The organism is uncultured Paenibacillus sp., assembly GCF_963515335.1.
Classification (GTDB): domain Bacteria; phylum Bacillota; class Bacilli; order Paenibacillales; family Paenibacillaceae; genus Paenibacillus_I.
In genome coordinates this window covers 1-13,297 of record NZ_CAUPYC010000093.1, presented here as the reverse complement: position 1 = coordinate 13,297, position 13,297 = coordinate 1, and the positions used below count along the sequence as shown (strand labels likewise).

At 51.5% G+C, this 13,297-nt stretch carries 15 protein-coding genes and 1 pseudogene; 3 read left to right on the top strand and 13 right to left on the bottom strand.

The genetic code is table 11. The features are described from left to right. From nosZ to RWM61_RS19125, 3 genes are all read right to left on the bottom strand, one after another. Window positions 1-1,691: Sec-dependent nitrous-oxide reductase (gene nosZ, locus RWM61_RS19135; protein WP_314003797.1), on the bottom strand; the 1,691-nt coding region annotated here is incomplete at its 3' end. Window positions 1,692-1,726: 35 nt separating this feature from the next. Continuing rightward, window positions 1,727-1,933, bottom strand: coding sequence for a capping complex subunit for YIEGIA (locus tag RWM61_RS19130; RefSeq protein WP_314003795.1), 207 nt, complete (start codon window positions 1,931-1,933; stop codon window positions 1,727-1,729). Window positions 1,934-1,938: 5 nt separating this feature from the next. Next, window positions 1,939-2,856, bottom strand: coding sequence for a YIEGIA family protein (locus tag RWM61_RS19125; protein WP_314003793.1), 918 nt, complete (start codon window positions 2,854-2,856; stop codon window positions 1,939-1,941). 128 nt (window positions 2,857-2,984) lie between these two features. On the opposite strand from RWM61_RS19125, the gene RWM61_RS19120 reads away from it, so the two are divergent. After that, window positions 2,985-3,164 carry a hypothetical protein gene (locus RWM61_RS19120; protein ID WP_314003791.1) on the top strand — a complete coding sequence of 60 codons (180 nt, stop codon included), beginning with the start codon at window positions 2,985-2,987 and terminating at the stop codon, window positions 3,162-3,164. 45 nt (window positions 3,165-3,209) lie between these two features. Next, entirely contained in the window at window positions 3,210-3,410 is a 201-nt protein-coding gene (locus RWM61_RS19115; RefSeq protein WP_314003789.1) for a hypothetical protein, read from the top strand. 94 nt (window positions 3,411-3,504) lie between these two features. Here RWM61_RS19115 and thrC read toward each other — a convergent pair whose 3' ends face one another. From thrC to RWM61_RS19070, 10 genes and pseudogenes are all read right to left on the bottom strand, one after another. Beyond that, the gene (thrC, locus tag RWM61_RS19110) at window positions 3,505-4,902 is read right to left on the bottom strand and encodes a threonine synthase (RefSeq protein ID WP_314003787.1); all 1,398 of its coding nucleotides are present in this window, start codon (window positions 4,900-4,902) and stop codon (window positions 3,505-3,507) included. Window positions 4,903-4,992: 90 nt separating this feature from the next. After that, on the bottom strand, window positions 4,993-5,781 hold the full coding sequence (locus tag RWM61_RS19105; protein WP_314003785.1) for a metal ABC transporter permease: 789 nt from the start codon (window positions 5,779-5,781) through the stop codon (window positions 4,993-4,995). Between the two features lie 22 nt (window positions 5,782-5,803). Continuing rightward, window positions 5,804-6,604, bottom strand: a complete 801-nt coding sequence (locus tag RWM61_RS19100) for an ABC transporter ATP-binding protein (RefSeq protein ID WP_314003783.1) — start codon at window positions 6,602-6,604, stop codon at window positions 5,804-5,806. Window positions 6,605-6,606: 2 nt separating this feature from the next. Beyond that, window positions 6,607-7,512, bottom strand: coding sequence for a metal ABC transporter solute-binding protein, Zn/Mn family (locus tag RWM61_RS19095; RefSeq protein ID WP_314003781.1), 906 nt, complete (start codon window positions 7,510-7,512; stop codon window positions 6,607-6,609). Window positions 7,513-7,683: 171 nt separating this feature from the next. After that, the gene (locus RWM61_RS19090; protein WP_314003779.1) at window positions 7,684-8,421 is read right to left on the bottom strand and encodes an ABC transporter ATP-binding protein; all 738 of its coding nucleotides are present in this window, start codon (window positions 8,419-8,421) and stop codon (window positions 7,684-7,686) included. After that, on the bottom strand, window positions 8,422-9,243 hold the full coding sequence (locus RWM61_RS19085; protein ID WP_314003777.1) for an ABC transporter permease: 822 nt from the start codon (window positions 9,241-9,243) through the stop codon (window positions 8,422-8,424). It lies immediately after the preceding gene. 187 nt (window positions 9,244-9,430) lie between these two features. Beyond that, window positions 9,431-9,574: a LamG-like jellyroll fold domain-containing protein gene (locus RWM61_RS20360; protein ID WP_399539045.1), complete on the bottom strand. Its 144-nt coding sequence runs from the start codon at window positions 9,572-9,574 to the stop codon at window positions 9,431-9,433. Then, window positions 9,554-10,986: pseudogene (locus RWM61_RS19080) on the bottom strand (lipocalin-like domain-containing protein); the annotation flags it as partial. The gene RWM61_RS20360 and the pseudogene RWM61_RS19080, both read right to left, overlap by 21 nt. Window positions 10,987-11,318: 332 nt before the next feature. Further along, on the bottom strand, window positions 11,319-12,125 hold the full coding sequence (locus RWM61_RS19075; protein WP_314003775.1) for an RNA methyltransferase: 807 nt from the start codon (window positions 12,123-12,125) through the stop codon (window positions 11,319-11,321). A gap of 4 nt (window positions 12,126-12,129) precedes the next feature. Next, a complete protein-coding gene (locus RWM61_RS19070; protein ID WP_314003773.1) occupies window positions 12,130-12,804 on the bottom strand; it encodes a TrkA family potassium uptake protein in 675 nt (224 codons plus the stop codon). A 146-nt stretch (window positions 12,805-12,950) separates the two neighbouring features. Between RWM61_RS19070 and sspI the strand changes: the two genes are divergently transcribed. After that, on the top strand, window positions 12,951-13,190 hold the full coding sequence (sspI, locus tag RWM61_RS19065; RefSeq protein ID WP_314003771.1) for a small acid-soluble spore protein SspI: 240 nt from the start codon (window positions 12,951-12,953) through the stop codon (window positions 13,188-13,190). The last annotated feature ends 107 nt before the right edge of the window (window positions 13,191-13,297 follow it).

Genomic DNA, 13,297 nt, shown 5'->3' with positions numbered 1-13,297 from the left:
TCTTCCTTCAGATCTGCGTTCGTCATATGAATGATCACGCGTTCTCCCTGTTTCACTTTGATTTCATCCGAATAGAACCGGCCATGCTCAACCATTGCGTAGACATGGACAGCCTTCCCATCACGCTCAATTCTGGCATCCTCTTTTTTCCAAATGGAATCCGGACGTTTTTCATCCTTTGGAATCACTTTGATGGGCTTAAGCTTATCCGCCTTGACGATTTGCGCATAATGGGGCTCCGGATCGGCAGGCGCATTGTAGATCACCTTCATTTTTTCGCCGGAGATGTCGATGAGCTGCAACGAATCCGGTTGGGAAGGCCCTACGGACAAGTAACTGTCTTTCGCCCATTTGTTTATCGATACGAGCCATTTACCGTCAGGCGATACGGTATCTCCTTCCGCAGCCGATAAATGCCCCGGAGCATACTGTACCGCTGCTTTATCGGCAACCTTCCATTCCCCGAGTTTCCACTTCACGACCACATGGTCAACAAAAAGCGTCGTATAGGCGTATCCCTTATCGTCAAATTGCGTATGGAGCGGCCCCTTGCCAACCGTAACTTGTGCCGCTTTGACACTGTTCAAATTAAGAACACGCAAACCGCGAACCGTTCCTTGAAAAGCTTTGTTCTTGATGGCCGCGAATGTTTTTTCCCAGTCATAAACCGTTACCGTAGGCGATAGTTTCCCGCTCGCAACGTAATACTTCCCATCCGGCGACACATCGACGCCATGCGGATTCTTTTCGACCGGAACCAAATAAACAGACCCGGGATATTGTGCGGGATCAAACACTTTTGCCCCGGCAATGGTTTTATATTTTCCCTCACTGACTTGCTTGGCAATCTCTTTCCAATTAAAAAGGACCAAATAATCATGCGCTGCTTGCGTAGTGCCAATGGCGAGCGATTTGGCGGCTTCCTCGGTATTGTACGTTGTCATTACGGACCAGCCGTCACTGATTTTCTTGCCGGCGTCGGATATGTCGTACGACCATGGAGGCAACAGAACTTGCCATGCCAGCTCCATCTTTTCTTTTTCCTTGTCCATTTTGATCGCAGCCATGACACCGTAATATTGTTCTGTAAATTGTTCCAGCGGCGCGTATTGCCCGGCTAACGGAACAGAGAATCTGGACGGCATAAAGAAATATTCCGTATTGGGAGTGACAAACGCCGTTCCATGGGGCCCCATAATATTCGGTACCGGCCCGATAATCTGCCTTGTCGTAAAGGTCTTCAGATCAACGAGCGCCGCGCGGTTGTTGGCATTGTCGTTCACAAACAACCAGCGGCCGTCATATTCTCCGTTCGTTTCACTTAATGCCGGGTGATGCGCGTCTCCCCAAGTGAAGCCCTCAAGCATCGCTTTGGAATGTTTATCCCAACCGTAACCTCTAGCTGAATCCGTGCTGAATACCGGAATGGTGCGTATTCTTCGCATGGAAGGAACGCCATAGACGTATACGTTGCCCGACAGCCCCCCGCCGGCGAATAGGTAGTACTGGTCAAGCGACCCGGGTTTTATGTACACTTTTTCTGAATTTGTTGAAAGCGGACGACTCTTTTGGGCTTGTGCAGTTGAGATTGCGTCTCCATTTCCCATATAGAGAATGGCGGTTATTAACAACACTGTGAATAATGTAGACAACAAAGACATTCGCTTTGTTAGCCCATTTTTTTGGACCATCGTTTGTATCCCCCTTGTTCGCGATAACTGTCACACTAATCTTTAATGATTAAATAGATTCCGTTACTTGTCCTTGTGACATCGCCTTTCACCGTTTTCGCCATATCCGTCATGACTTTCTTTTGTTCCTCTTCATTTTGGGCTTCAATCACAAAAGCGTTGCCCGCTTGTACGTTATGATGCGGAAGGATGACGGCCGCGATAATTTTTCCCGTATCCCGCTGCGCACTTTCCCTTGCCATTTTCCTCACTCCTTTGTAAACACGCTTGAGTCCATTAAGGCATGACTTTTTTTAACCGATTCTAAAAGCGGCGTGTTTTTTACCGAATAGATGAATTTATCTAAATCGTGAATGAGCGGGACGAGAGCAATCACCGTTTTGCCTGATTCGAAATCCTTTCTTGTAAAGTGATATCTTTTCACGCCGACGGAACGGGTAGCTTCAAATAACATCGCTTTTCTTTGGCCGAAATTATCCAGTGTAATCCGGTAATGTTCTTCATTTGGTTCAATGACGATGGCCATGCCTGCTTCCATCAACATCTTTTGAGCATTTTCAGTTCCAAGCAGATTGCTGATAAAAATGCCGTCCACATAAAGTTCCGATCCCTTGATTTCAATTTTGCCCTCTTTTACTTCGGCGATTTGCCCAACGTTTTTTCCTTTTGAGAATCGCTTAAGAATAAAAAAAACGGAAAACCCTGCTAGGACACCCAATAAAATGTCCAACACAAGCATTTGGGGCTTGAACATGTTCATGGCAATGGCTGTGCAAACCGACACGACCAATGCAAAGTAATTCCTTGCCTCGAATGTTTTGGCAATGCCGTCTATATAAGCGTCGCCTCTGGGGGTGAATTCCGTATTTTCAAGTTCCTTTAAACTTTCCTTTTCCATTTTGCGAACATCCCGGAATTGTTGAATGGCCAACGTTAAAAAGGTGACTGCCACCCAGTTGCTTGCCATGAGCGCCGGAACCAACACAGCTCCCAAGGTGGAAGCAATGAGCCCGATTAGAATATGAATCATATACCCGTTTGGATAAGATGGATATTGTCGGTAATCTTCCTTGAGAACCAGAATCCTCGCCAACGCTCCCATGAAGATTGCAGTCAAAATGAGTGTTAAATTATCCATCGATATCGGATTTGCTCCTCCACCCATTTTTTTCGTCTCCCTCACTAAATATTTCTAAATCAAATCGTGGTTATGTTGTCCAACCCGAGGATTTTTATTCCTTAAATATTTCGCCCGCGAATAGCGGATAGTAAGCAAGGAATGGAGGTGATGAAATGGCAACGAAACAACAAATTCAACAATGTATTACAGATTGCACGAATACGGCAAATATGCTTCGTACCGCCACCAACGGCGTTCCCAAAGCGGGCATCAGAGACATGCTGACCCAAGGGGCCGTTCACATTGAAATGTGCATTCGCCAATGCGAGCATGCCACGGAGCATGTGCAATAAAAAATGAACGGACTATACAAAACTTAAAAAACGGAGGTGAATGGCATGGCGGGTACTCCGGCTAACGATATTCAACAATGCATTCAGCACTGTCAGCAGACAGCCCAGCAAATCCGTTCTATGGCCAATATGGAGAGCAATCAGATGGCTAAAATGCTGATGATGGAAGGTGCACACCATCTCGATCTATGTCTTGTTGAATGTCAATTCTCTCTGCAGGAATTGCAAAAACCTGCAATGGTGTAATAAACCGGTCGCGAGCACGTAACAGCGCACCAAAAAACCGGCTGCCGAGGCGAGGCGACCGGTTTTTTGGTGCGAAGCTGCATGTTTTCGTTGGTTATCGGACTCCGAAAAACCGCTCCAGCTGAGCGGCAATGTCCGCTTTGTCATTACCGACGAGCTGCTGATGCTGCGGCTTGTCGAACAACTTTCGGATCTCGGCGGGAAACTCCTGCGCGATGCCGACCAACCGGATCGACTCGTCGAACTTGGCCGGATGGGCGGTGGCCAGCACGACGGTTACCGCTTCCTTGTCGGCGCAGGACTCAAACGCCGCTACGCCGCAGGCGGTATGCGGATCCAATAAATAATCCGCTTCGCGGCAATAGTCCTCGATCATCCGCAGACATTCGTCGTTCTTCACGCCGTAAGCCCGGAAGTCCGATTGCACCTTCTCAAGCAGCTCCGGGCTGAGCGCAACCTTGCCTTCTTCCTGGAACTGCTTCATGATGGCCGACACCTTCTGCGAATCCTCGCCGACCAGGTAGTAGAGGTAACGCTCAAAGTTGCTGGCCACCTGGATATCCATGGACGGGCTGTGCGTGCTGCGGAACTCGTCCGGCATGTACACGCCTTCGCGAACGAACCGCTCGAGAATGTTGTTCTCGTTCGTGGCCAGAATGAGCTGGTGAACAGGCAGGCCCATCCGCTTGGCCAAATACGCCGACAGAATGTTGCCGAAGTTGCCCGTCGGCACGCTGAAGCTCACTTTCGCCGCGGGATTCTGCCGGATGATCCGGAAGTACGCGTAGAAATAATAAACGGTTTGCGCCAGAATGCGGACAAAGTTGATCGAGTTGATCGCCCGCAGGTGGTAACGGCTCTTGAATTCCAGGTCCGCGAACAATTCCTTGATGATGCGCTGGCAATCGTCGAAGTTGCCTTTCACCGACAGGTTCAGCACGTTCTCATTGTCCACCGTCGTCATCTGCAGTTCCTGCACCTTGCTCACTTTCTCGTGCGGGTGCAGAATGCAGATGCGGATGCCTTCTTTGCCCCTGACGCCTTCGATCGCCGCGGCGCCCGTATCTCCGGAGGTCGCGCCGAGAATGTTGATGATTTTATTCTGCCTTTGCGACACATAGGCATATAAGTTGCCGAGAAATTGCAAGGCGACGTCCTTGAAAGCAAAGGTCGGCCCGTGAAAAAGCTCCAGGATGTGCAGGTTGTCGCGGATCTTGCGGAGCGGCGTAACCTCCGGGCTGCGGAAGGCCGCGTAGCTGTCGTCGATCAGCCGCTTCAGCTCTTGACGCGGAATTTCATAGCCGGTGAACAGCTGGAATATTTCAAGCGTCAACTCCTTGTAGTCGAGCCGCTCCCACTCTTGAAGCTTCTCTTGCGAAATGACCGGCAATTCCGCCGGGATCATCAGGCCGCCGTCTTCGGCAAGCCCCATCATGAAGGTGTCGATAAAACCGATCCCCGCCGCGTTGCCGCGCGTGCTGATAAAGTTCATTCCAATCCCCTTCGCTTCAACTTTTTTATGATTATACCATGGAATCGGCGAACCGCGAATGCGGGAATAGGTATTCTGCGCTTATGAATCCTATTTCCGCCATAAACGTGCGGCAAAATAGAACAGCGTTTCAACCGATGTAATCAAAAAAGTAACCGGCCAATTCGTAGCATAGCTGAGGAAAAGCGCCAACCATACGCCCGCCACGGCTAAACCGGCGGAGCAGGCGATCATGAGCGAAACCTTGTTCGTTAAATACCGTGCCGTCGCGGCGGGTGTAATCATCAGCGCAAATACAAGCAGAGACCCTACAATTTGAAGCGTTCCGGCAACCGCAGCGGAGAGAACGATCAGGAAAACAACGGAGATCAATCTGACCGGCAGTCCTCTTGCTTCCGCGCCGACCGGATCAAAAGTGTCGATCAGCAGCCAACGATAGCCGGCAAGCAGCACCATAAGAATGCCGATGGACAAGCCCGACAGTATCCACACCTGTCCGTCGCTAATGCCCAATATGCTGCCGAACAGCAGGCTCATGGCCGAATTGGCCTGCCGGGCGGAGATCGAAAGAAAGAAAAGGCCGAGACCCATAAAAAAACTGAACACGACGCCAATGGCGACTTCCCGTTGAAAGGTTTTCAACCCTAGCTGCGATACGGCCAATGCGCTGCCGGTGGTAAACAGAAAGAGGCCCGCCATCGGACCCCACCCCATGAAAATCGAGAACGCGGCCCCGGCAAAGCCGATTTCGGAAAACGTTTGCGTGATGAAAGAAAGCCCTCTCGCCACGACAAACACGCCTATGACGCCTGATAACAGGGCGACCAGCGTTCCCGCAATAAACGCATTTTGCATAAATGAATAGGAAAATATGTCCATCCGATAATCCTCTCCATCCAGTCTAATGCGTGCAAATCGAACTGTTTTCCCGGCTCGAGGCTGTCGAAATAAAAACTTTATCCTTCAGACGAATAACCTCTGTCGGCATATGGTACAAGCGGCTGAGCACTTCCTCGGTCAACAATCGTTCGGGAACGTCGATCGCATAATCGCCTTTGGTCAAATACAGGATTCGATCCGCAAAGCGGTTAATCAGATTGATATCATGGCTGATAAAAACGACCGTGACACCCAATTGCCGGCGAATGTCGTCCACCAGCTCCACGATTCTCTCCTGGGATCCCGGATCGAGATTCGAGGTCGGTTCATCCAACAGCAAGCATTTAGGATTGGCAAGCAGAGCCTGCGCCAAATAAAGACGCTGTCTTTCCCCTCCGGAAAGAAGACCGATCGGTTTATCCATGTAAGCATCCGCTTCAACCAAATGGATGGCCTCGCCGACTCTCTTTCTTTCCGCTTTTGTCAGCCACGGCACAAACTTCCCTTCTAGTCCCAGACTGACGAAATCCCATGCCCGCAAAGGCGTTTCCGGATCAATCAAGCGGGACTGAGGCACGTAGCCGATGCTGGACGATCCTTTACCCTTTATCTGTCGTCCGCCGAGATGAACGCTTCCCCGATCCGGCTGTATCAAACCGAGCAAAAGGCGGAACAAAGTCGTCTTCCCCGCTCCGTTGGGGCCAATGACCCCGAGAAACTCACCATGACGAATCGAGAAAGTCAAGTTCTGGTGAATGCGGGCCCCGCCTAGAGACACGGCTACTTGATCCAACCGGATGTCGAATTCCTCCGTGTGCGCCAATTTCAGCTCCTCCTCTCGTTCAACGCCTTTTCCAACTCATTTAATTGATCCATCATCCAGGTTAAGTACGTTTTTCCCTCCGGCATTTGTTCGGTCACAGCGACCACGGGAATTCCCGCGTCTTTGGCCATCTGCATGAAACGGTCGACATCCTGATTCTTTTTTCTGGCATTGTAGATGAGCATCTTTGCTTTTTTCTCTTTCAGATTTTGTTCCATTTGAATCAGGTCGGCAGGGGAAGGATCAACTCCGTTAAAAACGGCTGTCGCAAAATCCGGAGTCTGCGGGACCAGATTTATTTTTTCGGCCATATATTCAAAAATCGTTTCGGTTATTTCAACCGGCACGCCGTCATCCTGTTTCAACGCGTCCACCTTCTGCAAAAAAGGGGCTAACGTATCCCGATAGTTTCGTGCGTTTGCGCGATAATTGTCCGCCGATTCCGGATCGATGGCCGCCAATGCCTCGGCTAGCGCGTCCGCCAGCTTCGGCATCGCATCCACATCATACCACACGTGCGGGTTGTCGCCGTTCTTCAAACCAAGCAAATCGGAGCCTACGGCGATTTCCTTCCGGGTGTCTCTTTTGGACGTGGAGAGAAGTTTGGATGCCCAAGCGTCATAACCGAGACCGTTGTAGACCACAATGCCCGCATCGTTAATATCTTTGGCGTTCTGTGTGCTGGGGGTGAAATCCTCCGGATCCATGACCGCATCGTTAAGAATGGAGATGACCTGCACGTTATCGCCGCCCACCGCTTCCGCCACTTCTCCATAAAAATTCTCAACCGCCACGATCTTGATCTTGCCGTCTTTTTCGTCCGCTCCGCTGGGTGTAGAAGCGCCGTCACTCTGACCGCAGGCGGATAATAAGAAGGAAAAGACCGCAACTATAAATAGCTTTTTCAAATAAACCGCTCCTTAGCCATGAAATTCTCCACGATACAACGATTATATCGTAACGATTACTGCTATTATAATCGACTCTTGATAATCTGTAAATATTACGATTTAAGCAAAAAAACCACGATCGATGATCATGGCTGATGACAAACGGGTGAATCACGTCATGAACCCTTCTTATTTAGCCAGGTCCAGATGCGTCATGATTTTCTCCCGAAGGCGAACAAAGTCCGCCCCATTGCGGTTGCGCGGCCGCGGGACCTCGGAACGGATCGTTTCCACGATTTGGCCGGGGCGCGGGCTCATGACATGGATCGTATCGGCAAGATAGACGGCCTCGTCGATATCGTGGGTTATAAGCAGCACCGTCTTGCCGGAGCCTTCCCACAGCCGGAGCAGCTCATTCTGCATCGTAATCTTCGTGATCGCATCCAGCGCGCCGAAGGGCTCGTCCAGCAGCAGCACTTCCGGATCCATGGCAAGCGCGCGGGCTATGGAAGCCCTTTGCCTCATACCGCCTGACAGCTGATGCGGATAATAGGATTCGAACCCGCCCAGGCCGACTTTCTCCAACAAAGCATCGACACGCTCTTTGCGTTCGCGCTTGGGGATGCCGGCCAGCTCAAGTCCGAAAGAGACGTTCTTTTCCACGGTACGCCAAGGATACAATGCATGCTCCTGGAATATGAGAACCCGGCTCGGATGCGGCTCTTTGATGATTTGCCGGTTTGCCGAAACGGCGCCCTCCGTCGGCTGGTCCAACCCCGCAATCATACGCAGCACCGTGCTTTTGCCGCAGCCGGACGGGCCGACGATTGCGGCGAATTCACCCTGCTCCATGCGGAAATCGACCTGTTTCAACACCTCGAGAGTTCCAAAACGTTTCGTTGCACGGTCCACGTGGATCGTTTGCACTTATTCGGCACCCCCTGTTTTCACGTAGCGGTAGCGGAGCAGCCGCCGTTTCAGCCATTCAAGCAGGACCAGGTCCAGGATGGCCGCAATCGTGCCGATCACCAATATACTCATCAGCACGCCTTCCATATCCGCCACTTCTCCGCGCCAACGGGAATAATAGCCGAGTCCGATGGCGGCTCCGCCTACCATCTCGGCCGCGATCAGCGATCGCCAGGCATTGCCGAACGCAACCTGTGCGCCGGTGACGAATGCCGGAAGGGACTCAGGGGCGAACACCTTGGTCAGCAGCTGGAGCTTATTGGCCCCCAGCACCCTGGCCAGCTCCAGGTGCGTCCGGTTTACACCCTCGGTCGCATTAAGCACGGACAGCGCCATGGGGAAAAAGCTGGCGATCACGATAACCGTGACGATCGTCGCATTTCCGAAGCCGAGCAGGATCACAAAGAACGGCACCCACGTAATCGGGGGGATCGATTGCAAAATCGAAATCAAGCTGCGGAGGTAAACCGCAAATGCCTGGGAAACACCGGCGATCAGGCCCAGCGCGGCCCCAAACAAACAAGCGATGGGATATCCCCACGCCAGACGAAGCAAGCTGCTTTGAATGCCGTCCGTGAACTCCGCATCATTCATACTTCCGAACAAACGGATAAAGACGTCGGGCACGTCCGGCAAAAGATAAGCCGGCAAAAACAGCGCCGAAAGCTGCCATACAGCAAGAAGGCTCCCTACCGCTGACAGGTAGGGAAGCCATTTTCGCCATAAGGGAACGGATTTCGGTCTCGCTTGAGCGGATGAAGCCGAAGAAGTCTGGGTCACCGAAAACTCTCCTTACTCGAGCAGTACTTATTTAGGTCCGAAGCTCGAACGATTATTGTCTTCATCATGTCCGCGATTCCCTGCATGCGGCCGACATCTTGCGGCATGATCTGCCGATTAAAGCGGAGTCGAAGTAATCCCTACAACCTTTCTTGGTATTATAGAAAAACAGATGGGGAATTGCAAGTTACTGGCTTGTCCGTGCCAAGTCGGCAACTTGTGCAGGCGATAGCGCACCTTCATAAATGCGCAATTCATCCATTATGCCCTTGAACGGAGCATCCCACCAGTTGACACCTAAGCTGAAGCCGGCCTCTTTGTATGGCAGCACGGTAACGGTAAAGCTTTTCGATGCGGTTATACTGCCTTTTGGACACCACGGTTGAATCTGAAGTCTGCCATGAAATTTGCGTACGCCGGCTGCCTTCCGTTGGAAGCGCCAAGTTGGAAATCACATTCGCGGTGTCGCCGAGAGTCAAATCCTCTACAACGTCCGCGACAATTTCCTCATCGGTTCGATCGGCCAGTCTGCTTCCCCATATCGTTACTCCTTCTGTGGACATGGCTGTGAACGTCATCACATAACGCTCTGAAGTCGGATCCCATTGACGTACGAATACGCCGTCATAGGTGAATCCGTCAATGGTGATTTCGGCCTGGTTTTGGCTTGTCTTTTTCCATGTGCCGTTCACGTCGCCGGAGATTGTATTATCCTGGTTCAGACGACCTGAACATTCTCATATTATAGCCGCCGTCCGCGCCGAGCCACCCATAAGTGACGAATAAGTAATAATAATCGGTCTGCTTATTGTAGAGCACATAGGGACCTTCCCCCGATTTGCCGAAGCCGCCTGAAATTTTCGTGCCGAAATACCGATCAACCAGTCGGCCGTCGGCCGTCGTTCCGTCTTTACCCGGATAGACCGGTCTACCGGTGGTTTCATCGATTGGAAGCACAAAGATCCCGCCCGACCAGGAGCCGTAGGTCATCCAAAGCTTTCCGTTCTCATCGTAAAACAAATTGGCATCGATCGCATTCGGATAATTCCCGTTGGCATAAGAACCGTTATTGTTAAACCAACCGGGTCGCGGGCCGGCTAACGTGCCGTTATCCATCAGCTTTGAAATATTCGTATTCGTCCATTTCTTATTCACCGTGCTGTTCGCGTCGTACGCCTCATCTCTGGTAAAGCCCGAATAGACGACGGTATCCACATACGTATACGGCCCTTCTATATTTTTGGCTACCGCAAAACCGATCGCGGAACGTATATAAGTGGAGGATGCGCTGTAATACATCATATAAGCGCCGGTCGTTCCGTCTTCATTGAGATAGTTCTCGTTCCAGATCACGTCGGGAGCCCACACGGCGAACCCGCCCTTACTGTCGGAATCGTTCTCGCCTGCCCACGCAAAAGACCCGGCCAGATTTTGTGATAAATCTCCATATAGCACATTGCCGGGCGTCGTATAGCCGTTCGTGAATCTCGTCCAGCTTTGTAAATCCGTTGACTTGGCAGCCTCAATATGAGAGCCGAAAACGTAATAGGTATCGCCGTCTTTTACGATAGAAGGGTCGTGAACCGATACATTTTGAAAGTCAGGCGCTTCGTCCCGGCGATCTGAGTTAGGCTTGTTGCCGTTTTCGGCGGGCTGACCTGCTCTACCATTGCCAAGTACAGAACCTGGTATAATTAATAAAATAATTAAGGAAACAAGCGTTAACATCAAATTTTTCTTCATGCCGTTATTCTCCTCCCTCTTTGTACATATAAAAGAAAACGCATTCATTTTCACGCACGATTCAACCGTTGATGAGGTGCTCCTGATCGCAGCTGTAAAAAGCATATTAAAAATCAGCTTAGGTTTAGATCGCCCCCTTATCGTGTTATTTGCTTGTTGATAAGCGCTTGTAAATAATAAATTTATTATCTAATTTATCAATAAATTAATGATACTATAAATTTCAAAAAGCCTCAAGACCCTCCTCTTATGGGTAAAAGACAAAACGTCCTGATCTATCAAGGATACCTTGATAGATCAGGACGCGCGATGTTGTGCAAACGTCAGAAAGTTCAAGCGTAATACCGCTGCCGCATAGCTTCATGAAGCAGCACCGTAGCCGCCATGGCTACGTTCAGAGATTCGGCCTGTCCTCGCATCGGGATCCATACGTTCGCGTCCGTTAGGGAGGATAATTCCGCTGATATTCCATTGGACTCGTTGCCGAGAAGCAGCCATGTGGAGCCGGTCCAGTCATGGTCGAAGCACGAGTTGTCGGCTTGGAGGCTGGTGCCCACAAGTCGTATCCCGCGCTGTTTTGCTTCCGGAAGCAGTTCCTTTAGATCCGCCTGGAGCACCGGCAAATGGAATAGTGACCCCATCGTGGAACGAACCGTCTTCGGGTTGTAGAGGTCGACGCTGCCGCCGCCGATGACGACCGCGTCGGCGCCGACCGCGTCCGCGCTGCGGATGATCGTTCCGACGTTGCCGGGATCGCGCAAGCCGTCAAGCACGACGACCAGCGCGCCGTCGCGATACAGCGACGCGGGCTCGACCGCCGGCTTTGCAGCGATTGCAAATACCGGCGGCACCGTGTCGGTATCGGAGCATTTGGCCATAACGGCGGGAGAAGCTGCGAATATTTCAAGATTCGGGACGTCTTTCGTCCAGGGCGTTAATTCGGACGGCCAGCCCCGTTCGGTATCGAACACGACTGCGTCGAGTTGTGCCCCCGCTTTAAGCGCCTCCATCACCAAATGTACGCCTTCGATCAGAAAACGTCCGCTGCGCTCCCGGTTTTTTTTATCGAGCAGCCCCGCCCATTCCTTCACCCTTGGATTCTGCGGCGAAGCGATCGTTTGTGCATGTAACGGATTCATCCGGTCAGCGTCCTTCCGAGTAATGGAGCTCCAGTTGAGCGAGATCCGAGTTTTTGCCCACGATGACCAGCACGTCATTCGGTGTAATCGTATCTTCGGCTTTGGGGGAAATGTTCATGCGCTCCCCGTTCGCATCCTTGATCGCCATCACGTTGCAGCCGAATTTGGCCCTGATGTCGAGCTGCTTCAGGTTTTTGCCGATCATGCCTTCGGTTGCCAATAATTCGGCAATGCTGTAATCGTCGGACAGCTCGATGAAATCGAGAATGTTCGGAGAAATCAGATGGTGCGCGACGCGCAGCCCCATATCCCGTTCGGGGAATACAATCTTATCAGCGCCGATCTTGGAGAGCACCTTGCCGTGCAGCTCATTTTGCGCCTTGACGATGATGTAGGGTACGCCAAGATCCTTCAGGATCAGCGTCGTCAGAATGCTCGCCTGAATGTCCTGGCCGATCGCCACGACCACCACGTCGAAATTGCGGATGCCGAGTGCGCGCATCGCGTCGTCGTCGGTGGAGTCAGCCGTCACGGCATGCGTGACGATGCCGGAAACTTCCTGCACAAGATGTTCATTGGAATCGATGGCGAGCACCTCGAACCCCAGCTTGGACAAGGCCTGTGCCACGCTCGAACCGAACCTCCCCAATCCGATAACCGCGTATTGTTTCTTTGCCATTGGTTCCCATCCACTCCTCATCGCCGATAGCATTTCCATTTTATTGATCATTATAACACAAGCGGCGCTCGGAATAACGAGGATGAAATCCCCCCGCACGGGCATCCTAAACGGGAAAACAACATGGCTGCACGGAGGGATCCGGGTTGAACAACAACATTATACTTACTTTGCGGCAGGCGATCATTCAGCGTGTTCACGATAAATCCGAAGACGAGCTCGCCGAAGTGATTGAGGATTCGGTCGGCAGCGACGAGCGGTCGTTGCCCGGTTTGGGCGTGCTTTTCGAGCTCATCTGGCAGGAAAGCGATCCGTCGACGCAAAAGCAGCTCGTCGGCATGCTCCACCATCAGCTAAGCGAGACGAAGGCTCCGCTTCAAAGCTAGTGTAAGGTACGGCTGCGCCTGCCGGGTACTCAATGCTCTGGCGGGCTTGTTCTAACCTGCAAAATGTCGCTTATTCGCCCGCCGTCCGCCTCCCGCCACCATGTAAC